Annotated in this window: 21 protein-coding genes; 5 read left to right on the forward strand and 16 right to left on the reverse strand. The window is 59.7% G+C overall.

Going from position 1 to position 21,680, the window contains the following annotated elements; translation table 11 throughout:
- Positions 1 to 2: 2 nt before the first annotated feature.
- The 3 genes from A3466_RS09445 to tctD form a co-directional block, all read right to left on the reverse strand.
- Entirely contained in the window at positions 3 to 542 is a 540-nt protein-coding gene (locus A3466_RS09445) for a YfaZ family outer membrane protein (RefSeq protein WP_063450369.1), read from the reverse strand.
- Between the two features lie 129 nt (positions 543 to 671).
- Positions 672 to 2,081, reverse strand: coding sequence for a sensor histidine kinase (locus A3466_RS09450; RefSeq protein WP_063450370.1), 1,410 nt, complete (start codon positions 2,079 to 2,081; stop codon positions 672 to 674).
- The gene (gene tctD / locus A3466_RS09455) at positions 2,068 to 2,742 is read right to left on the reverse strand and encodes a transcriptional regulator TctD (RefSeq protein WP_063450371.1); all 675 of its coding nucleotides are present in this window, start codon (positions 2,740 to 2,742) and stop codon (positions 2,068 to 2,070) included. The genes A3466_RS09450 and tctD overlap by 14 nt, the downstream gene beginning before the upstream one ends.
- Positions 2,743 to 2,894: 152 nt before the next feature.
- On the opposite strand from tctD, the gene A3466_RS09460 reads away from it, so the two are divergent.
- Genes A3466_RS09460 through A3466_RS09470 form a run of 3 tightly spaced genes read left to right on the forward strand, consistent with a single transcriptional unit; the run spans position 2,895 to position 5,844 of the window.
- Positions 2,895 to 3,875, forward strand: a complete 981-nt coding sequence (locus tag A3466_RS09460) for a Bug family tripartite tricarboxylate transporter substrate binding protein (RefSeq protein ID WP_063450372.1) — start codon at positions 2,895 to 2,897, stop codon at positions 3,873 to 3,875.
- Positions 3,876 to 3,886: 11 nt separating this feature from the next.
- Entirely contained in the window at positions 3,887 to 4,318 is a 432-nt protein-coding gene (locus A3466_RS09465) for a tripartite tricarboxylate transporter TctB family protein (protein ID WP_063450373.1), read from the forward strand.
- A gap of 11 nt (positions 4,319 to 4,329) precedes the next feature.
- Positions 4,330 to 5,844 carry a tripartite tricarboxylate transporter permease gene (locus tag A3466_RS09470; protein WP_063450374.1) on the forward strand — a complete coding sequence of 505 codons (1,515 nt, stop codon included), beginning with the start codon at positions 4,330 to 4,332 and terminating at the stop codon, positions 5,842 to 5,844.
- On the opposite strand, the gene menE is transcribed toward A3466_RS09470, so the two are convergent.
- The 8 genes from menE to A3466_RS09510 all read right to left on the reverse strand — a co-directional run bounded on the left by menE (position 5,845) and on the right by A3466_RS09510 (position 13,756).
- Positions 5,845 to 7,206 carry an o-succinylbenzoate--CoA ligase gene (menE, locus tag A3466_RS09475; RefSeq protein WP_063450375.1) on the reverse strand — a complete coding sequence of 454 codons (1,362 nt, stop codon included), beginning with the start codon at positions 7,204 to 7,206 and terminating at the stop codon, positions 5,845 to 5,847. It abuts the gene before it with no gap.
- Positions 7,203 to 8,168, reverse strand: coding sequence for an o-succinylbenzoate synthase (gene menC, locus A3466_RS09480; protein WP_063450376.1), 966 nt, complete (start codon positions 8,166 to 8,168; stop codon positions 7,203 to 7,205). Before menC ends, menE begins: the two co-directional genes overlap by 4 nt.
- A complete protein-coding gene (gene menB / locus A3466_RS09485) occupies positions 8,168 to 9,025 on the reverse strand; it encodes a 1,4-dihydroxy-2-naphthoyl-CoA synthase (protein ID WP_013098093.1) in 858 nt (285 codons plus the stop codon). The genes menC and menB overlap by 1 nt, the downstream gene beginning before the upstream one ends.
- Entirely contained in the window at positions 9,022 to 9,798 is a 777-nt protein-coding gene (gene menH, locus A3466_RS09490) for a 2-succinyl-6-hydroxy-2,4-cyclohexadiene-1-carboxylate synthase (protein WP_063450377.1), read from the reverse strand. Before menH ends, menB begins: the two co-directional genes overlap by 4 nt.
- A complete protein-coding gene (menD, locus tag A3466_RS09495; RefSeq protein WP_063450378.1) occupies positions 9,795 to 11,465 on the reverse strand; it encodes a 2-succinyl-5-enolpyruvyl-6-hydroxy-3-cyclohexene-1-carboxylic-acid synthase in 1,671 nt (556 codons plus the stop codon). Before menD ends, menH begins: the two co-directional genes overlap by 4 nt.
- A gap of 88 nt (positions 11,466 to 11,553) precedes the next feature.
- Positions 11,554 to 12,849, reverse strand: a complete 1,296-nt coding sequence (gene menF, locus A3466_RS09500) for an isochorismate synthase MenF (protein ID WP_063450379.1) — start codon at positions 12,847 to 12,849, stop codon at positions 11,554 to 11,556.
- 86 nt (positions 12,850 to 12,935) lie between these two features.
- Positions 12,936 to 13,241 (reverse strand): stress response protein ElaB, encoded by a 306-nt coding sequence (gene elaB / locus A3466_RS09505; RefSeq protein WP_063450380.1) that lies wholly within the window; start codon positions 13,239 to 13,241, stop codon positions 12,936 to 12,938.
- Positions 13,242 to 13,291: 50 nt separating this feature from the next.
- Positions 13,292 to 13,756 carry a GNAT family N-acetyltransferase gene (locus tag A3466_RS09510; RefSeq protein ID WP_063450381.1) on the reverse strand — a complete coding sequence of 155 codons (465 nt, stop codon included), beginning with the start codon at positions 13,754 to 13,756 and terminating at the stop codon, positions 13,292 to 13,294.
- A gap of 71 nt (positions 13,757 to 13,827) precedes the next feature.
- On the opposite strand from A3466_RS09510, the gene rbn reads away from it, so the two are divergent.
- Positions 13,828 to 14,745 carry a ribonuclease BN gene (gene rbn / locus A3466_RS09515; RefSeq protein WP_063450382.1) on the forward strand — a complete coding sequence of 306 codons (918 nt, stop codon included), beginning with the start codon at positions 13,828 to 13,830 and terminating at the stop codon, positions 14,743 to 14,745.
- A 64-nt stretch (positions 14,746 to 14,809) separates the two neighbouring features.
- Positions 14,810 to 15,814: a chemotaxis protein gene (locus A3466_RS09520; RefSeq protein ID WP_063450383.1), complete on the forward strand. Its 1,005-nt coding sequence runs from the start codon at positions 14,810 to 14,812 to the stop codon at positions 15,812 to 15,814.
- Between the two features lie 99 nt (positions 15,815 to 15,913).
- Here A3466_RS09520 and nuoN read toward each other — a convergent pair whose 3' ends face one another.
- The 5 genes from nuoN to nuoJ form a co-directional block, all read right to left on the reverse strand.
- The gene (gene nuoN / locus A3466_RS09525; RefSeq protein WP_063450384.1) at positions 15,914 to 17,371 is read right to left on the reverse strand and encodes an NADH-quinone oxidoreductase subunit NuoN; all 1,458 of its coding nucleotides are present in this window, start codon (positions 17,369 to 17,371) and stop codon (positions 15,914 to 15,916) included.
- 6 nt (positions 17,372 to 17,377) lie between these two features.
- A complete protein-coding gene (gene nuoM, locus A3466_RS09530; protein ID WP_063450385.1) occupies positions 17,378 to 18,907 on the reverse strand; it encodes an NADH-quinone oxidoreductase subunit M in 1,530 nt (509 codons plus the stop codon).
- 76 nt (positions 18,908 to 18,983) lie between these two features.
- Positions 18,984 to 20,825, reverse strand: a complete 1,842-nt coding sequence (gene nuoL, locus A3466_RS09535; protein WP_063450386.1) for an NADH-quinone oxidoreductase subunit L — start codon at positions 20,823 to 20,825, stop codon at positions 18,984 to 18,986.
- A complete protein-coding gene (gene nuoK, locus A3466_RS09540; protein WP_003861496.1) occupies positions 20,822 to 21,124 on the reverse strand; it encodes an NADH-quinone oxidoreductase subunit NuoK in 303 nt (100 codons plus the stop codon). The genes nuoL and nuoK overlap by 4 nt, the downstream gene beginning before the upstream one ends.
- Positions 21,121 to 21,675, reverse strand: coding sequence for an NADH-quinone oxidoreductase subunit J (nuoJ, locus tag A3466_RS09545; RefSeq protein ID WP_063450387.1), 555 nt, complete (start codon positions 21,673 to 21,675; stop codon positions 21,121 to 21,123). The genes nuoK and nuoJ overlap by 4 nt, the downstream gene beginning before the upstream one ends.
- Positions 21,676 to 21,680: the final 5 nt, after the last annotated feature.

Here is a 21,680-nt window from a genome sequence, read left to right on the forward strand (position 1 = left end):
GATCAGAAACCTGCGCTAACGCCAACGTACGGGCCGTCTGCCAGGGCGTTGTCGCGGTTGCCGTCTTTACCGGCCAGGTTCAGATAGCGATAGCCCGCTTCGATGGTGATCGGACGCATGATGGTCCAGCGCGCGCCGGCGTTAGCTTCCTGATAGCTGTCGATACCGCTGGAGAGGGAATCCGGAGAGTAGTAGTACTCACCGAACAGGCCAAAGCTGTCGCCAATTTTCCACTGCAAGCCGCCGCCCACTGCCGCCGCGTAACCTTCGTCACCGTCGTTCGGGTTGGTGTAGATCCCTTTACCGCCGACGGTCGCCAGGAACGGGCCGAGAGGAACGTTGAAGCCGAGACCCAGGCTTGCCGCATCGCCGTCGTCGTCGTTATGCGTCCAGCCGCCGGTCATTGCCAGGCCTGCGCTGTCCGTGCCAAGACCGAAGCCCAGGTGGGTATAGTCCTCGCCCGCCGAGCCGTTGAAGGAAATAGCGTTGGCCGCCGCCGATACACACATCAGGCCTAAGCCCATTAATGCCACTTTTTTCATTGTCGTGATCCCGCACAATTTATTCAGAGATGTCCAAAAACCGCGAGATTTTAACCTGACTTTCAGGGGGATCAATGGACTCTGCGTGCGTCGGGCAATTAGTTTGTAACGATTTGATAATATCGACATTTACATCATCAACAAAAAGCGCATTTTCACGCACAGCCCGCCCAGATTTTCACTGGGCATCAGCTGGAGATGGCTGCGGTGAAGACGGGCAATGTCGTTGGCCAGCGCCAGACCAATGCCGGACCCGGCGGCATCGCCCACGTTATCCAGCCGATGAAACGGCAGCATGGCCTGCGAGATCTGATCTTCGGCAATCCCCGGTCCGCTATCCTCCACGCTCAGCTCAACGGCATCGTTATCCGTGCGCAGGTACACCGTGACGATGCCCTGCTCCGGCGTGTATTTGATCGCGTTCTCCAGCAGGTTGGCGCAGAGTTCGCCCAGCAGCACGTCATCTCCCTCAATCATTACCGGCTGCTGTACGCCGTCATAACCGAGGTCAATAGCCTTGCTACGCGCTTGCGCCAGCCGGGAAAAGCAGCTGTTTTGCACCACCTGAACCAGATCGACAGGGGCAAACTGTCGCTCACCCTGCTCTTTTCGCTTCACCGCTGAAAGCTGTAGCAGCCTCTCGGTCAGCACGATGGTGTTATCCAGCGTCACGTTCATTGCCCGTAAACTTTCCTGCCATAGCGCCGGATCGTTACGCGTCAGGGCAACGGAGACCTGGGTTTTCAGCACCGCCAGCGGCGTTTTGAGCTGGTGTGAGGCATCGGCATTGAATCGCGCCTGCCGCGAAAGTACGCCGCGTAACCTGTCGATATAGCGGTTAAATGCCACAATCAGCAGCCGCGTTTCCGACCAGGGCAACAGCTCCGGCAGCGGGGTCAGCAGCCCGGGCTCACGGCGCACCATCAGCGAGGAGAGCTGGCGCATCGGGCGCAGCACGCGGCGAAGCAGCCAGGCGGTTAAGATCAGCGTCAGCAGCACCAGCAGCCCCTGCGACACGAGCGAGGAAAACAATAGCTGAGTGGCGAGATAGCGCCGCGACTGCAAGGTTTCGGCGACGTATATCTCCGCCATGCCGAACACGCTGTCTTCGTTAACCGGCTGGAGCAGCTTCGCCACGCGGATCGCCTGCCCGCGATACTCGGTATGATAAAACCAGGCCAGCGCAGGATAGTGGGTGGTGCGCGACGTGGAGGGTGGCATTTTCGGCAGATCGTCATAGCCGGAGATCGTCCGCCCGTCAGGATCAACGACCTTGTAATAGAGGCGATCGTTCATGTTCAGCTCAAAGCTGTCGAGCACCACCCAGGGCACGTTCACCTGGAGCTTGCCGTTGTGTACCACCAGCCGCTCTGACACCGTGCGCGCCGAGGATAACAACGTACGGTCATAGGCCTGCGTTGCCGCCTGTAGCGCGCTAACGTAGCTGTTAAAGGCCGACAGCCCCCATAACAGCAGCAGCGGCAACCCCAGAAAGAGCAAAAGTTGCAGGTAAAGCGACTGCGGCTTAACCCACTTCATCGCCGCACTCCAGCACGTAGCCCAGCCCACGGAGCGTGGTGATCCGCACGCCGCTGCCGGTCAGCTTCTTGCGCAGGCGGTGAATATAGAGATCGATGCTCTCGGGGCTCACGTCGTCGTTCAGGCTGAACACCTGGTCGAAGAGCTGCTGTCGGGAAACGGGACGGGTCCGGCGGTGCATCAGCACCTTTAGCAGGGAGAGCTCGCGCGGCGTGAGGGAAAGGGGTTCATCGCGCAGCAGAAAAAAGCCTTCATCATCGTATTCCAGCTCCCCCAGCCGCTGGCGCTCCTGGGTTCGCCCTTCACTGCGGCGCAGCAGCGCGCGCAGGCGGGCATCAAGTTCTTCCAGCTCGAACGGCTTCGGCAGATAGTCATCCGCCCCAGCATTCAGCCCTTTCACCCTGTCCGCCACGTTGCTGCGGGCGGTAAGAAACAGCACGGGAAGCGTCTGCCCGCGCTTTCTCAGGCGATATACCACCTCCAGCCCGTCGAAGCCGGGCATGCCGATATCAAGAATGGCGACGGCATAGTTTTCCCCCTGCAAAAGGTGGTCGGCTGCCCGCCCGTCATTGACGCAATCCACGGCAAATCCGTTCTGTACCAGCGCTTTCTCCAGCCAGTGAGCCAGCTCACGATTATCTTCCGCCAGTAAGAGACGCATATCACATCCTGTAAAGTTGGTGTCGCAGTGAAAGGGAAATGAAAGGTTATTGTTTTAACAATCACGCAACGGAACCGCTACAAGGTGGTTCACATAATCAGAAAAAAGACACCCGTACCCGTACTCCCGGTTCTCCGGCGTGAGGATAAACGATGAAAAAACAACTACTTTCTACTGTTGCTGCAAGCGTATTGCTGTTGAGTGCCTCTGTCGTGCAGGCGCAGGAGGCGCCGTCCCGCACCGAATGTATCGCCCCGGCCAAACCCGGCGGCGGCTTCGACCTGACCTGCAAGCTGATTCAGGTCAGCCTGCTGGAGACGAAGGCCATCGAAAAACCGATGCGCGTCACCTACATGCCCGGCGGCGTGGGCGCGGTAGCCTATAACGCCATTGTCGCGCAGCGCCCTGCCGAACCCGGTACCGTCGTGGCCTTCTCCGGCGGCTCGCTGCTGAACCTGTCGCAGGGGAAATTTGGTCGTTATGACGTGGATGATGTGCGCTGGCTCGCCACCGTAGGCACCGATTACGGCATGATTGCCGTTCGCGCCGACTCTCCCTGGAAGTCCCTGAAAGATCTGCTGACCGCCATGGAAAAAGATCCGAACAGCGTGGTGATTGGCGCGGGCGCGTCTATCGGTAGCCAGGACTGGATGAAAGCCGCGCTGCTCGCGCAGCAGGCCAAAGTGGATCCGCATAAGATGCGCTACGTGGCCTTTGAAGGCGGCGGCGAGCCGGTGACGGCGCTGATGGGCAATCACGTGCAGGCGGTATCGGGCGATCTCAGCGAAATGGTGCCCTACCTGAGCGGAGATAAGATCCGCGTGCTGGCGGTCTTCTCGGAAAACCGTCTGCCGGGCCAGCTGGCAGACGTCCCAACCGCCAAAGAGCAGGGTTATAACCTGGTCTGGCCGATCATCCGCGGCTTCTTCGTCGGGCCAAAAGTGACCGACGCCGAGTACCAGTGGTGGGTGGATACCTTCACAACACTCCAGCAAACCGACGAGTTCAAAAAACAGCGCGATCTGCGCGGGCTGTTTGAGTTCAACCTGAACGGCAAGCAGCTGGACGAGTACGTGAAAAAACAGGTGAATGACTACCGCGAACAGGCGAAAGCCTTTGGCCTGGCGAAATAACCGGAGGCGCTATGAGCGATCGCATTTTTGCCGGGATATGGCTGCTGCTCTGCATTGGCGGGCTGTTCGTCGCCTGGCAGATCCACAGCGAATACAGCTATGAACCCGTAGGGCCACGCCCCTTCCCCGTCGGCATTGTCGGCCTGATGCTGCTCTGCTCGGTGGCGCTACTGCTGCGCCATCCGGATACTGTAGAGTGGCCGCCACGCCGCACCCTGCAACGTCTGCTGGTGATGGTGATTGTCCTGCTGATGTACGCGTGGGGCTTTGAGTGGCTCGGCTTCCCGATTGCCACTGCCCTGCTGACGATGGTGATTGGCATGCTGTTTAACGCCTCGCTGCCCGCGGCGGGGATCTCTGGGGTCGTACTGGGCATTTTGCTCTGGTACGCCTTCGACCGCCTGCTGGACGTGACGCTGCCGCTTGGCGCATGGTTTAACTAACGGAGCACGCTATGGATACCTGGATCTATCTCTCTCAGGGGTTCGCGGTAGCGATGACCCCGGAAAACCTGGTGATCGCCCTGATCGGCTGCTTCGTCGGGACCATCGTCGGCCTGCTGCCGGGCCTTGGCCCGATCAACGGCGTGGCGATTTTACTGCCGCTGGCCTTTGCCCTGCACCTGCCTGCGGAGTCGGCGCTGATCCTGCTGGCGACGGTGTATATCGGCTGCGAGTACGGCGGACGAATATCGTCGATACTGCTTAACGTGCCCGGCGATGCCGCCGCCATTATGACCGCGCTGGACGGCTACCCGATGGCGCAGCAGGGACGCGGCGGCGTGGCGCTCTCAATTTCCGCCGTCAGCTCGTTCTTTGGCTCCCTGATCGCCATTGGCGGCATCATTTTGTTCGCGCCGGCGCTGGCCCAGTGGTCGCTGGCGTTTGGTCCTGCCGAGTATTTCGCGCTGATGGTGTTCGCCATTGCCTGCCTTGGCAGCATGATGGCGCAAAACCCGCTGAAGTCGTTTTTGTCGGCGCTGATTGGCCTGGGGTTAGCCACCGTCGGCGTGGATGCCAACACCGGGGTTTACCGCTTTACCTTCGACAGCGTTCACCTCTCCGACGGCGTGCAGTTTATCGTCGTGGTGATTGGTCTGTTCTCCGTCTCAGAAATCTTGCTGATGCTGGAGCATACCAGCAGCGGGCAAACGCTGGTGCGTAAAACCGGACGTATGCTGTTCAATGCCAAAGAGGGGGCGCAGTGCGTGGGTGCCACACTGCGGTCGTCGGTGATCGGTTTCTTTGTCGGCATTTTGCCAGGCGCCGGGGCAACCATCGCCAGCGCCATCACCTACATGACCGAGAAGAAGCTGAGCGGTAACAGCGACGGCTTCGGCAAAGGCGATATTCGCGGCGTGGCGGCGCCGGAGGCGGCCAATAACGCTTCGGCCTGTGGGTCGTTCATCCCGATGCTGACCCTCGGCGTGCCGGGTTCGGGCACCACAGCGGTGATGATGGGCGCGCTTACGCTCTATAACATCACCCCGGGTCCGGCGATGTTCACCGAGCAGCCGGATATCGTCTGGGGCCTGATTGCGGCACTGCTGATCGCCAACGTGATGCTGCTGGTGATGAACATCCCGCTGATCGGCCTGTTTACGCGCATGCTGACCATTCCTCTGTGGTTCCTGGTTCCTGCCATCGCCGCCGTCTCTGCGGTTGGGGTGTACGCGGTGCACAGCACCACCTTCGACCTGGTGCTGATGGTGCTGCTGGGGATCCTGGGCTACATCTTGCGCAAGATGCACTTCCCGATGTCGCCGCTGATTTTAGGGTTTGTGTTGGGGGAAATGCTGGAGCAGAACCTGCGCCGCGCGCTCTCCATCAGTAACGGCAACATGGCGATCCTGTGGGAGAGCAACGTGACGAAGATCCTGCTGGCAATGGCGATTATGGTGATTGTCGTGCCGCCGGTACTGCGCTGGGTCCGTCGACGCCAGCACAAACCGCAGCCGGATATCGGCTGATTACCCCCTCAACAGGGCATTGACCCACTGCTTTAACGCCTGGCGGGAGATTTTAATCCCGCCAGTTTTCAGTTCTGACGGCAGCGCCAGCCAGTGCACCGGCTGCTCAAAGCGCGCCAACCTGCCCTGAACCCACTCTGGCAACAGCGTGATATCCGTGCCCGGCTCACATTCCACTACCGCCACCGGCCGCTGCCCGTACTCGGCATCGTCCAGCGGAACGACAAACGCCTGGCTTACCTGCGGATGCGTAACGATGACGCGCTCCAGCGCTTCCGGCTGGATCCCTTCTCCGCCGCTGAAAAAGAGATTGTCCATGCGGCCCAGAACGGCCAGGCGGCCGTTATGCCACTCACCGCGATCGCGGGTGGCGAACCAGCCCTGCTCGTTGACCAGCGGCAGTAAGGCGCCGTCCCGCCAGTAGCCCGCCGCCATGCTTTCTGCCCGGATCCAGATTTCACCGTTCACCACCTGCACCTCTCTGCCCGGCAGCGCGCGGCCCACGTCCGGCGCGCCGTCGGCCTCTTTGGCGCAGACGGTGGAGGCGAACTCGGTCAGGCCATAGCCGCAGTAGGTGCGAATACCCTGCTCGCGCGCCTGTTCGGTCAGCTCAACGGGGATTTCCGCCCCCCCGAGCAGCACGGCCTTCAGCGCGACGGGATGGGGTGAATTGAGCAGCCGCCACAGCTGCGTCGGCACCAGCGAGGCGTGGGTGCAGCCCTGGAGCGCCTGCTCCAGGGGCTGTTTTTCGCGTACGGTGAGGCGGCCTCCGCCCTGCAACCAGCGCCACAGAATCCCCTGACCGGAGACGTGAAACAGCGGCAGGGACAGCAGCCAGTCGTCATCACCGCCGTAAGGCATCAGGGACAGCACGCCTCGTGCGCTGGCAAGGTGGGCGGCACAGGTGTGCACCGCCGCTTTTGGCAGGCCGGTGGAGCCGGAGGTGAGCGTCATTGAGGCCAGACGTTCAGCCCGCCACGTCACGCTGGCAAGCTCCTCGCCCTCTCTCAGCGCCAGCGCGGGCAGACCGTCATACTCACCGTTAAGCACCAGCGCAAAGCGCAGCGTCATTTGCGGCAGGAGAACGTCCAGCAGCGGACGGGGAAGCTGAGGGTTTACCGGCAAAATGCGGGCGCCGCACTGAAGCAGGGCCAGCCAGGCCAGCAGCGTCCGCGGATGGTTGTGCGCGAGGAGCATGACGCCGTCGCCCTCCCTGACGCCCTGAGCCTGAAAACCGGCGGTAAGACGATCGATACGCTCGCACAGCTGAGACCAGCTGTGCGTGACATCGTCTAAACGCAGCGCGGGTTTATCACCACTCCGGGCGCGCCAGTGACGCCACGGCCAGTCGTTAAAGCTCATCGCAACGGCTCCAGCGCCCCGACGTCAAGGCACGGTAAGGTGCTGTCCGGCCACGGGCGAAGAAGCTGCGCCTGCATCAGGCTCAGCGTATCAAGGCCAGGTACAGTCTCGGGCGTTAACCAGGCGGCAATGCGCGCCAGCTGCGTCAGCCCGAGGCTCGATTCAATGGACGAGCTGATCACCGCCGTCATCCCCAGCGCATGGGCCGCTGCAACCTGCTCGCGCACCTTGCCGAGGCTGCCGGTCAGCGTTGGCTTAATCACCACGGCGCTGACGCCCGGCTCGGCGGCAAACGTGAAATCGGCTTCGCGCAGGCTCTCATCCCAGGCGATAGCAATGCCGGTTTCCCGGGCAAAGGCGCGGGACTCGTCGCGCGTTTTGCACGGCTCTTCGAGAAACGCGATGCGGCTGCGGTACGCCGGATTGACGTACTTCGCAAACTGCTGCGCCTTCAGCGGCGTCCAGGCGCGGTTGGCGTCCAGGCGCAGGTGAAGATCGGGAAAGGCCTCCAGCAGCAGGTTGACGACCATCCCATCGCGCACCGCTTCGTACAGGCCGACCTTAATTTTCGCCACCTTCTCGCCCGGCATCGCGGAGAGCAGCGCGAAGAGTTCATCCGGATCGCCGGTACAGAGCGGCGCGGCGCGATAGTTCGCCGCGTCCGGCAAACTGCCGTCCAGCTCTGCCAGCGCACAGCTGATGCCGAACGCGGCGGAAGGAACGTCCGGCAGTGCCGGAGCCACCCCCTCGCGCCATTGGTGCATCCAGGCCATCAGCGCCGCCTGCGCCTCGTCCAGCGTTTCCAGGCTAAAGCCCGGAAGCGGGGCGATTTCGCCCCACCCTTCCCGCTCGCCCTGCCGGAGATGCACAAAAAGGCCGTCACGGGTTTTTAACCGCCGTTCACGCAGCACCACGCCCGCGTCCATCGGTATCTGCCAGCGGTAAACCTGCGCGCGACGCATTACGGGTTCCGTTTGTATTTGCTGAAGTCTGGCTGGCGTTTTTCGTTGAACGCGTTGCGCCCTTCCTGACCCTCTTCGGTCATGTAGAACAGCATGGTGGCGTTACCCGCCAGCTCCTGAAGACCCGCCTGACCGTCACAGTCCGCGTTCAGGGCCGCCTTGAGGCAGCGCAGCGCCATTGGGCTGTTTTGCAGCATTTCGCGACACCAGCGCACGGTCTCTTTTTCAAGATCGGCGATCGGCACCACGGTGTTAACCAGCCCCATATCCAGCGCTTCCTGGGCGTTGTACTGACGGCACAGGAACCAGATTTCGCGGGCTTTTTTCTGGCCGACGATGCGCGCCATGTAGGAAGCGCCCCAGCCGCCGTCGAAAGAGCCCACTTTCGGGCCGGTCTGGCCGAAGATGGCATTTTCCGCCGCGATAGTCAGGTCACACATCATGTGCAGCACGTGACCGCCACCGATGGAATACCCTGCCACCATCGCCACGACCGGTTTCGGACAGGTGCGGATCTGGCGCTGGAAATCCAGCACGTTCAGGTGGTGCGTGCCCGCATCATCCTGGTATCCGCCGTAGTCGCCACGCACTTTCTGATCGCCGCCGGAGCAGAAGGCTTTCTCGCCTTCACCGGTCAGAACGATAACGCCGATATTGTCGTCGTAGCGGGCATCCGCCAGCGCCTGGATCATCTCTTTGACGGTCAGAGGACGAAACGCGTTGCGCACCTGCGGACGGTTGATGGTGATTTTAGCGATACCGTCGGCGGATTTGTGGTAACGAATGTCGGTGTAGCCTTCGGAGCAGTCCTGCCATTCAACCGGCGCGTAGAGCATGTTTTCATCAGGATAGATCATAGCGTGTCCTTTGTTCGATGACGCAGTATCTGAGCCAGACTCGCGGCAACCGCATCCGGGTTCTCCCGGTGGGCGTTGTGTCCGGCATGGGGTATAGCATGGCGCGTGGCGTTGAGTTCAGCGGCAAGGGCTTTGAACTTCTCATCACGTTCGCCATAGAGAAAGTAAAAAGGAAAATCACGCGCGGTGAGCGCGGGACGTAAATCAGGCTGAACGGCAAGCGAGGTGGCTTCCAGCATATCAGCCAGCCTCGGGCCGTTGTTCCGGCTGCGCAGCGCGATCAGCACCTTGCGCTGTTCCTCCGTAAGAGAGGCAAAGACCGGCTGTTGATACCAGTCGGCAAAGACGGTTTCCAGCGGCTCACTGCGAAAACGTGACGCCCAGCGTCGGTCAGAGATCTGTCGCGCCTGACGCGCATCGATATCTTGCAGGCCCGGGTGTCCACCTTCCACAATCACCCCGTCTAACCCCGCAGGGTGCTGGCAGGCATGAAACATCGCAATGCGGCCGCCGAGGGAGTACCCCACCAGCCAGTAGTTTAGTATGTTGTAACTAATAAGAGTATGCATGAGCAACTGGCTCATCTCTGCAAACCCCGCCACGCCCGTCTCCGCTGAACCACCGTGTCCGGGCAGGTCAAGGTAGAGCCGGGGATAGTCATCCAGCGACGCCCCAACGGTCTGCCACTCGTGACAGTCGCCGGAAAAGCCGTGCAGGAAAACCAGCCAGGGGTAGCCTGGTTTTCCGCGCTGAGTGACGCCTGCGAGGATCACAGGTGGCTCACCTGCGCCAGCAGATGTTGCAGCTTCTGCGCGCCGTCCGAATCGTTAACCACCAGCTCAATCAGCGTTGCGCCGGGCTGTCGCCAGGCGGCGTTCAGCGCCGTTTCCAGCGCGTCCCAGCTTTCCGGGCGATGGTACTTAAGGCTGAACATGGCGGCGGCGTGTTCGAACTGCACGTTTTGCGGCATCAGATAGAAGCGCTCACGTTCGCTTTGCGGCGTCGGCAGCAGGGAGAAAATCTGCCCGCCGTTGTTGTTAACCACAATCAGCACAAAAGGGGCCGACGCCTGACGCAGGAGCGCCAGCGCATTGAGATCGTAGAGGGCTGAGAGATCGCCCACTATCGCCAGCGTGGATTTCGCGCTGGCCCGCTGTACGCCCGCCGCGGTGGAGATCAGACCGTCAATGCCGCTCGCCCCCCGGTTGCTGTACACCGGATATCCCGTCGGCAGCTTCGAGAAGGCGTCAATCAGGCGCACCACCAGGCTATTGCCGACAAAAAGTTGCCCCTGCTCGGGAAGGTATTTGCGGATACGGTGCGCCAGACCGGCTTCACTAAACGTCTCGCACTGCGCTTTGGTGAGCTCCCACGCCTGACGCGCAAGTTCGGGGATCTCAACCGCCCAGGGCTTACGTTTTTCTGCCGGATGAAGCTCCAGCCAGCGCTCTACGTCGCTGACCAGCCTGCGACCGCGATGGTGCGCCGGGTCAAGGCGTCCTTCGAGCGGATCCACCAGCCAGTACTCTTCCGGCGTGCAGGTGGCCTGCCACTGGAGCAGGCGCTTGCCCGTCAGGCTCGATCCCAGCTGGACGACAATCTGCGCCTGCGCAAGCTCGGTGACCGCTTTCGCGTTCCCCAGCCAGAGGTCTGCACAGGGCAGCGGCTGGCCCGTCTGGGAAAGCACGTCGCCAATCAGCGGCCAGCCAAGCGTGTGTGCCCACTCTGCCGCCAGCCTGCCTTCCGCCGCGCTCATCCGCCCGGCAATGACCACGCCGCGCTTCTGACGCCAGAAGAACCAGTCGCGCTGTTTCGCGCTTTCCAGATGCGTCTGCTCACGCAGCCACGGTTTTTCGCTTTCCCACCAGTCGCCGAGCTGCTGCTGCCAGGCGAGGCCGGTATCGTTCATTTCGCCGTACAGCGGCTCGGCAAACGGGCAATTGATGTGCAGCCCGCCGCTGCGAAGCGCGTTCATGGCGTGGTCGAGGGTGGAGACCAGCCAACTGGCGGGAATATCCTGCGTGGGGCGCGGCAGCGAAACCGTCCGTGACGGATGCGAGGCAAACATGCCGGGCTGACGAATCGCCTGGTTAGCGCCGCAGTCAATAAGTTCAGGAGGACGATCGGCGGTGAGTAAAATCAGCTTTTCGCCGGTTAACCCCGCTTCAATCAGCGCCGGATAGAGGTTCGCCACCGCCGTGCCGGAGGTGACTATCACCGCCACGGGCGCTTTGCTGACTTTCGCCAGGCCGAGCGCCAGATGACCGAGTCCACGCTCGTCAAAATGGGTGTGATGAATAAAAGCCCGGTTTTCCGCCGCAGCAAGGGTGAGCGGCGTGGAGCGAGAGCCCGGGGCAATACACACGTGCCTGACGCCATGCCGGGTCAGGGCTTCAAGGATCACCGTCGCCCAGCGTCGGTTAAAAGAACTTACTGACATGAGATTGTCCAGTATCAAGAATACGACACAGTATAAATAATAGAAAAAGTCAGAATTTTGATATGAATCGGGATTGCACGAATCAGTATTAATCCTTCAGGAGAAGGGAACGCAGCCCGGCGGCTTTGTTTTCGATCTCCTGCCACTCCTGTTCCGGATCGGAGCCGCTGACGATGCCCGCCCCCGCATAAAGACGCAGCGCGGCGTCGTGAACGCGGGCGGAGCGTAATGCCACGCAGAATTCACTTTGATCGACCGACAAATAGCCCGCCGATCCCGCGTACCACTCCCGGTCAAACGGCTCCACTTTCTCAATAAATTCTCGCGCCGCCTGACGCGGCAGCCCGGCCACCGCCGCCGTCGGTTGCAGAATATGCAAACACTGCTCGTCGTCAGCGTGTTTGAGTTCGGTCCAGATACAGCGGCGTAAATGCTGCACCTTGCGAAGACGCAGCACCTGCGCAGGCAGGATTTCCAGCGTCCGGGTCTGGTGCTGAAGACGCTGGCAGATATCTTCCACCACCAGCATATTTTCCCGCTGATTTTTGTCGTCGTTCATCAGCCAGTCCCCCAGACGCTGGGCCTGCTTATCGTCAGAATGGCTGGCAACGGTGCCTGCCAGCGCTTCGGTGCGCAGCAGCGTGCCGCGTCGCCGCCACAGGCGCTCGGGGGTCGAGCCAAGAAACGCGTTGTCGGCATCGAAGACCATGCAAAAATGGTAGCAGTTGAGGTTCAGCGCGCGGCTGGCGGTCATCAGCGCAATGGCGTCCACGGGCTGCCGGCACTGCACATCGGTGGCGCGTGCGAGCACCACTTTCTCGACGTCGCCGCGAGCAATGGTATCCGTTGCCTGACGGATCAGCGCCAGCCATTCCGGTTTTTCTGGTTGATGAGTTTCCTGCTCAATCTGAACGGACAGCGGGCGGATCGGCGCGGCATCGCGCAGGTTATCGACAAAATACAATGCCACACGGGCATCTTCGCGCAGCGAGGTTTCGCTCCATAGTTGCAGGCGCAGCGTGGCGACCCCGGCAGACCGTCGCCAGAGAAGACGCGGTAAAAACAGCGAGCCCTGAGTCGGATTGAAGGCGTTCAGGCCGCAGATACGGGTGTCATTTGCCACGGCATGGGTGTGCAGGAACCGGGAAGCCGAGGCCAGAGAATCAAAATGGACGAGGCTTCCGAGCGCGGCAAGTTCTTCATCACCGCTGCGCTGTTGCCAGTAAAACTGGGGATAGCTTCGCTGCGCACCCAGCCAGGCCAGGGGATCGAAGGCATCGTTTAACGGGAAAGAGACGTCGAAATGACGGAAACCGGGTGTATCAGGCAACGCTTGCGCAAGCTGGGTGCGCAGGCTTTGCAGCGCGAGGAAAATCGAGTGCACGCGAACCTCTCCCTGTTAAAACCTTATATTATACGGGGTACTGACAATAAATAGCAGTACCCACGTGTAGGGAGGGGTTTAGCGGCTTAACGGCGGGCTAGCAGCAGACCCAGCACCAGCCCTACGGCTGCACCGACGCCAATACCCTGCCACGGTTTTTCATGCACATAATCGTCGGCACGATACACCGCCTGTTTGGCGCGGTAGTAGTAGTTGTCGGACGCGTTACTGACGCGGTTTTTGACGTCATGCAGCGCCTGCTCGGCGCGAGCTTTGAGCTCAATGTACTTCTGATCGGCAGGATCGCCTGAAGAGCGAAGCACTTCTTCCAGCGTTTCGCTTAGCAGCGTCAGGTCGTCGTCTGCTCGGGTTTCCCAGGATTGAAATGACATATTTTTCTCCATGTTAGTACACCAGTCCGATAACTATAGACAACGTCTCGCTATTGCGCCTGTTTCGCTTCGCGCGCCATGCCGACATGGGGGATGCCATCTTCGTCATAAACCCCGGTGACCGCGCTAAAGCCAAAATGGGCATAGAAAGATTGCAAATGCGCCTGTGCGCCCAGGTATAACGCCTTGTCCGGCCACTGTTTTTGGCATGCTTCCAGCGTTTTGTCCATCAGCTGATAGCCCAGCTTTTCACCGCGCGCGCTGCCGCTGACGATGACGCGGCCAATGACGACAGGGTCAAAGTCGTCGTCGCTTTTCAGAATCCTCGCATACGCCACCAGCTCGTTATTCCGCCAGCCGAGGATGTGCCGGTTCTCGCCGATTAAGTCATCGCCGTCGATATCCTGATACGGGCAGGTTTGTTCAACCACGAAGACTTCACAGCGCAGTTTGAGCAGGGCGTAGAGTGACTGCACGGTCAGTTCGCTGTGGTGTAGATCTTGCCACTGGATCATGTGTTTCTCCTTCCTGGGGTTCATCACGTTATACTAAACCTCTTCCCATCGGGCAAAGGGCTGATTGCGTTATGGAACTGATTTTTCTGGGTACGTCCGCCGGCGTGCCAACCCGCTCACGAAACGTGACGGCAATTCTGCTGGATCTTAAGCATCCTACCCGGGGTGGGCTGTGGCTGTTTGACTGCGGTGAGGGCACGCAGCACCAGCTGCTGCACACCTCATATCACCCGGGGAAAGTGGATAAAATATTTATTACGCATCTGCACGGCGATCATCTTTTCGGCCTGCCGGGCCTGTTGTGCAGCCGTTCAATGGCGGGTAACGCCAACCCGCTAACGATTTATGGCCCTGCGGGCATTCAGGAATTTGTTGAAACCACGCTGCGCCTGAGCGGCTCGTGGACCGACTATCCGCTGGAGGTGACTGAGATAGCCGAAGGCCAGGTGTTCGACGACGGTGATTATCGGGTGCACGCTTACCCGCTTAACCATCCGGTGGAATGCTACGGCTATCGCATTGAGGAGCACGATAAGCCCGGCGCGCTGAACGCCGCCGCGTTGCGGGCCGATGGCGTCAGGCCCGGCCCGCTGTTCCAGCGCCTTAAGCTTGGTGAAACCGTCACGCTGGAAGACGGGCGCGTCATTAACGGTCAGGATTACCTCGCGCCGCCGCAGCCGGGCAAGAAACTGGCTATTTTTGGTGATACCGCCCCCTGCCCTTCGGCGCTTCGGCTTGCCGGGGGCGTGGACGTGATGGTGCACGAGGCGACGCTGGAAGCGGCGATGGAAGAGAAAGCCAACAGCCGGGGGCACAGCTCAACGCGTCAGGCGGCACGGCTGGCGCGTGAGGCTGGCGTTGGGAAATTGATTGTCACGCACGTCAGTTCACGCTATGACGTCCGCGGCTGTGAAAGCCTGCTGGCAGAGTGTCGGGAAGTGTTTCCCGCCTGCGAGCTGGCGGAAGATTTCGCTCAGGTCAGCGTTTAGTCCTTTATTTTTCCCTCAGGATGCCGATAACGATTAAAAGGCCAGCATTTCTCTTGAGGGTAGAATGGATAATTTCCAGAAAGATATTGATGACAGGGCGAATCTCACCCTGTCCAACCGTTTTGAACTGTTGCTGTTCCGTCTTGGCACCTCTCTGAACGAAAATAAATCCGAGTTGTTCGGCATCAACGTGTTCAAATTGCGCGAAATTGTGCCGATGCCGACCTTCACCAAACCGGCGGGCATGAAGTCGCCGCTAATGGGGATGGTAAACATTCGCGACCAGGTGATCCCGGTGATCGATCTGGCCGCCGTCGCTGGCTGCAAGCCAACCACCGGGCTGAACATTCTGCTGATCACCGAATATGCCCGCAGCGTGCAGGCCTTCGCAGTGGAATCGGTGGAGAACATCATGCGTCTGGACTGGAAGCAGGTGCACGCCGCCGAAACCGCCGTCAGTGGTCGCTACATCACCAGCATTGCCTGCCTGGATGACAAGACCGACACCAACGATCTGGCGATGGTGCTGGACGTGGAACAGATCCTGTATGACATCACCCCGGCGAATCACGATCTGCACGCCACCCATCTGGAAACCACCACATTCAACATCAAGCCAGGCTCTGTTGCGATTGTTGCAGAAGACTCAAAGGTGGCGCGTTCGATGCTGGAGAAGGGATTGCAGGCGATGGAGATCCCGGCTCAGCTGCATATCACCGGCAAAGACGCATGGGAGAAAATCACCCAGCTGGCCGCGCAGGCGCAGGCTGAGGGCGTCCCCGTCACCGACAAGATCGCTCTGGTATTAACCGACCTCGAAATGCCGGAGATGGATGGCTTTACGCTGACGCGCAAAATCAAAACCGACCCGGTACTGAAAGATATTCCGGTGGTGATCCACTCGTCCCTTTCCGGCAACGCCAACGAAGATCATATTCGCAAAGTGAAGGCGGACGGCTATGTGGCGAAGTTTGAGCTGAACGAGCTGTCGTCGGTGATTGAAGAAGTGCTGGAGCGGTCGATGAAGAAAATTGACGGGCCGTTGATTAGCCGGAAGCAGCTGGCTTAGTCGGGTGGCGCTACGCTTACCCGACCTACAAAACCCGTAGGCCCTGCAAGCGTAGCGCCGCTGGGCAATAAAAAACCCGCCGAGGCGGGTTTTTTGTTTTTACATCAGGGGCATCGCGCGCTGAACAATCTCAATCAGCGGCTGCGGATAGATACCGAAGATCAGCACCAGCAGCGCGGAGATGAGCACCACAATCCCGCCGGCGCTGTACTGCCAGTTGGATGGTGCATCGCGGTTGAGCTGTTGAGGCGCGCTCAGGTACAGGCTTACCGCTACGCGCAGGTAGTAATAGAGACCAATCGCGGAGCCGATAACGACACCGGCAGTCAGCCACCACAGACCCGCCTGCACACCGACGGCCAGCACGTAGAACTTACCGATAAAGCCCAGCGTCATCGGAATACCCGCCAGCGAGAGCATCATCACGGTCATTACCGCCGACAGGATCGGACGGTGCCAGAACAGACCACGGTAGGAGAACAGGGAATCGGCATCCGGGCCACGGTACGGGCTGGACATCAGGCTCACCACGCCGAAGGCGCCTAGGCTGCTAAACAGGTAACCGGCCAGATATACACCCACGGTTTCCATCGACATCTCACCGCTTTGCAGCGCAATCAGCGCCACCAGCAGGTAGCCCAGATGGGAGATAGAGGAGTAGCCCAGCAGACGCTTGATGTTGGTCTGGCTCAGCGCCATCAGGTTACCGAAGATGATGGACACGAACGCGATAATGCCCAGCACCACGCGAACCGCTTCGCTGTCACCCACCGGCGCGTACAGGAACAGACGCATAACCACGCCGAAGATAGCGATTTTACTCGCCGTCGCCAGGAAGGTAGAGACCGGTGCAGGCGCACCCTGGTATACGTCTGGCGTCCACAGGTGGAACGGCACCAGAGAAAGCTTGAAGCCAAGACCAACAATCATCATGCCCAGACCTGCCAGCAGCAGCGGCTCGTGCATCATGCCGTCGCCCAGGCTCTTGCCGAGCGCCATGAACGAGAGGTTACCCGTCTGCGCGTACAGCAGCGCAATACCGAACAGCAGGAACGACGACGCGGCAGCAGACAGAATGGTGTACTTGATTGCCGCTTCCAGCGAGCGTTTCTGGCGGAAGGCGTAGCCAATCAGGCCGAACAGCGGCAGTGAGATCAGCTCAATACCGAGGAACAGCGCGGCCATGTGGTTCGCGTTCGCCAGCAGAATGCCGCCCAGCGCGGCAATCAGTACCAGCAGGTAAAACTCTTCTTTGTTGTCGTTGTAACCTTCGAGCCACGGGTAGGCAAAGGTACAGGTTGCCAGGCTCGCCAGCAGCACCAGACCGGTGTAGAGCATGGCGTAGCCGTCAACGCGCATCAGCGGGGTGACGTCCATCGCGCCCGCCTGGCCAACAAACCAGAGGGAGACTAACGCAGCGTTCAGACCCAGAACGGACAGGGTCGCATTCAGGAAGTGATTGCGTCGCCACGCAATGGAGAGCATCACAACCACCACCGTCAATCCGACGATCAGCAGCGGTAGCAGCGCGATCAGTTGTTGTGGAGTTATTGTCATGGCGAATTACGGCCTTGTAGTAGAAGCAGAATTAACAAACCACTGCTGGATGTTACCCATCGCGGAGTGCGAGGTATCCAGAATCGGCTGCGGATAGAAGCCCAGCAGCACCAGCAGTACGACCAGCAGCAGGATGATGAACAGCTCGCGCAGCGACATCCCCGGCAGTTCTTGTGCAGCAATTTCGCTCTTCGCTTTACCGAAGTACGCGCGGTGCAGCATCGCCAGTGAGTACACGGAAGCGAACACCAGACCGAAGGTAGAGATGACGGTAATCATCGGAACCACCTTGAAGCTGCCGAACAGGATCATAAACTCGCCGACGAAGTTACCGGTACCCGGCATACCCAGCGTTGCCACCGCGAAGAACATGGAGAGCGCAGGCAGCCATTTCATTTTGCCCCACAGGCCGCCCATCATGCGCATGTCGCGGGTATGCAGACGCTCGTAGAGCTGACCGCACAGGATGAAGAGACCGGCTGCGGACAGGCCGTGCGCTATCATCTGGATCACCGCGCCCTGGTACGCCAGCTGGCTGCCGGTGTAGATGGCAATCAGCACGAAGCCCATGTGGGAAACGGAGGTGTACGCAATCAGACGTTTGATGTCGTACTGCGTGAAGGCCATCCACGCGCCGTAGAAGATACCGATCACGCCCAGCCACATGGCAATCGGCGCGAACTCTGCTGAGGCATTCGGGAACAGCGGCAAGGAGAAGCGCAGCAAACCGTAGGCCGCGGTTTTCAGCAAGATACCCGCCAGGTCAACGGAACCCGCCGTTGGCGCCTGTGAGTGCGCGTCCGGCAGCCAGCCGTGCAGCGGTACTACCGGCATTTTCACCGCGAAGGCGATGAAGAAGCCCAGCATCAGCAGGTATTCCACGCCGTGGGACATCGGGGTCTTCAGCAGATCTTCATAGTTGAAGGTCCAGACGCCGGTGGCGTTGTAATGCACAAACACCAGCGCCAGGATGGCAATCAGCATCACCAGACCACTCGCCTGGGTATAGATGAAGAACTTGGTGGCCGCCGTGATACGCGTTTTACCGTCGGAGGCCTTGTGGCCCCACAGCGCGATCAGGAAGTACATCGGCACCAGCATCATCTCCCAGAAGAAGAAGAACAGGAACATGTCGATGGCCAGGAACACGCCGATTACGCCGCCCAGGATCCACATCAGGTTCAGGTGGAAGAAGCCCTGGTATTTTTCGATTTCTCGCCAGGAACACAGTACCGCCAGAACGCCGAGCAGACCGGTCAGTACCACCATCAGCAGCGACAAACCGTCAATCGCAAGGTGGATCGTGATACCGAAACGGGGGATCCACGGCAGAATGAACTCAGACTGCCACTGCGGAAGGCCCGCAGACTGGGTCAATGAGTAACCGCCCTGCAACCACAGTTGCAGGCCAAGCGCGAGCGTCAATCCCATGGTGATCAGCGCGATCCAGCGCGGCATCTTCACGCCAAAGCGTTCAGTCTGCCAGCACAGGAAGCCGCCGATGAAGGGAATTAATATTAGCCAGGGTAGTAACATGGCGATTTACATTCCTTTTTAAGGCCCCCAGCAGGGGCCTGATTTTCAACGAATTCGAATAAAATTCACTTAACGATCAACGCAACATCATCAGCAGCGCCAGTACAACAACCGCACCGATGCTCATGGACGCCACATACCAGCGCAGATAACCGTTCTCGCTGAACAGCAGGCCTTTACCTGCAAAGCGAGAGAGGATCGCCGGGATATTCATCAGGCTGTTCAGGGGATCGCGCTTCAGCAGCCACGCAATGCCCAGGAACGGCTTCACGAAGATCATGTCGTACAGCCAGTCGAAGCCCCACGCGTTGTACCACCAGGTGCCCAGCAGACGGCCCGGCGCGCTGTTGGCAACGGCCGTCACCAGCGTGCGTTTGCCCAGCCACAGCCATGCGGCAATCAGAATGCCCGCAATTGCGACCACGCCAGAGGTAATTTCAAGCGTCAGAACGCGACCATGCTCAAGCTCGGTTGTCGCCGGCAGTACGCCCTGCAACGGTGGCACAATCATCGCGCCAACGAAGGTGGAGAGGACCAGCAGCACAATCAGCGGCAGGTGATGGGTGATGCCCTTCCCTGCATGAGCGTGAATTTGTTCTTTACCGTGGAAGACGATGAAAATCATACGGAAGGTGTACAGGGAGGTCATGAACGCACCGACCAGACCCGCAACCATCAGATTGATATGACCATTCGCCATGGCGCCCGCAAGGATTTCGTCCTTACTGAAGAAGCCCGCGGTAACCAGCGGCAGTGCCGCCAGCGCCGCGCCGCCCACCAGGAAGCAGACATAGACCAGCGGGATGGACTTACGCAGTCCGCCCATTTTGAAGATGTTCTGCTCGTGGTGGCAGGCCAGGATCACCGAACCGGATGAGAGGAACAGCAGCGCTTTAAAGAACGCGTGTGTCATCAGGTGGAAAATGGCTGCGTCCCACGCCTGAACGCCCAGCGCCAGGAACATGTAACCAATCTGGCTCATGGTGGAGTACGCGAGAACGCGTTTGATGTCGGTCTGCACCAGCGCGGCAAAGCCTGCCAGCACCAGCGTAACCGCACCGACGATACCCACCAGATGCAGAATTTCCGGGGTCATCAGGAACAGGCCATGGGTACGCGCAATCAAGTAGACACCGGCGGTAACCATGGTCGCGGCGTGGATCAGCGCGGAGACAGGGGTTGGACCCGCCATCGCGTCGGCAAGCCATGTCTGCAACGGCAGCTGCGCGGATTTACCCACAGCGCCGCCCAGCAGCATCAGCGTTGCCCACCACAGCATGTTGTTGCCTGCTTCGAAGTGCGCCGGCGCCAGTTCCACCATTTCGCGGAAGTTCAGCGTGCCCAGTTCGTTGTAGAGAATGAACAGCGCGAAAGCGAGGAACACGTCACCCACGCGGGTCACGACGAACGCTTTCATGGCCGCTGCGCCATTCTTCGGATCGGTGTAGTAGAAACCGATCAGCAGGTAAGAGCACAGGCCCACGCCTTCCCAGCCCAGATACATCAGCAGCAGGTTATCGGCCAGCACCAGAACGACCATGCTGGCGATAAACAGGTTGGTGTAGGCGAAGAAGCGGGAGTATCCCTCTTCACCGCGCATATACCAGGAGGCGAACATGTGGATCAGGAAGCCCACGCCGGTGACCACGGAGAGCATGGTCAGAGACAGACCATCCAGCACCAGGTTAAAACCGATGTTGAAGTTACCGACCGACATCCAGTTCCACAGCGGTACGCTGTAGGCCTGACGCCCGTTGTTAAAGAAGTCGATACCCGCATACGCTGTGACCAGCGCCGACAGGCCGATAGCGCCAATGCCTACGGTCGCGGACAGATTCTCAGACCAGCGGCCGCGAGAAAATGCCAGCAGCACGAAGCCAATCAGCGGAAAAATAATGGTTAAGGCAAGCATGTTCATCCACGCAACTCACTTACTGAATCGATGTTCAGGTTCTGGCGGCGACGATGGAGCTGTAGCAACAGCGCCAGGCCAATACTCGCTTCAGCAGCCGCGAGGCTGATGGCGAGAATGTACATCACCTGACCATCGGTCTGGCCCCAGTAGCTGCCGGCGACCACGAAGGCCAGCGCGGAAGCGTTGATCATGATTTCCAGACCGATCAGCATAAACAGCAGATTGCGGCGGATAACCAGACCGGTTAAGCCCAGAACGAATAAAATCGCAGCGAGGATCAGTCCATGTGTTAAGGGGATCATGCGCGTTCCTCCGTTTTTCTTTTCGCGCGGTCGTCAGTGCGGTTGCTCAGCACCTCGCCAGCACGCTCTTCGCGGCCAACGTGGAAGGCCACAACCAGACCCGCCAGCAGCAGCATTGAGGCCAGCTCAACCGCCAGAACGTACGGACCAAATAGGGTGATACCCACGGCTTTCGCGCTGATTGGCGTCCCGTCGATCCCCTGGTCGTTAACGCCCAGAATGGCGTAAACAATGACCACCAGCATAATGGCCGACAAAATTGCCGGGCCGATCCACACCTGCGGTTTCAACCACTGACGTTCCTGCTCAATTTCAGAGCCGCCCAGGTTCAGCATCATCACCACAAACACGAACAGCACCATGATGGCCCCGGCGTAGACGATGATTTCCAGCGCACCGGCGAAGTGCGCGCCCAGCGCAAAGAACACCCCGGAAATGGCCAGCAGCGAAATGATTAAGTACAGCAGCGCATGCACCGGATTGGTGTGCGTGATCACTCGCAGCGTAGCCAGGATGGCGATAAGGCCACAGATATAAAAAGCGAATTCCATTGCCC

It is taken from the genome of Enterobacter genomosp. S, assembly GCF_001631805.1.
Classification (GTDB): domain Bacteria; phylum Pseudomonadota; class Gammaproteobacteria; order Enterobacterales; family Enterobacteriaceae; genus Enterobacter; species Enterobacter quasihormaechei.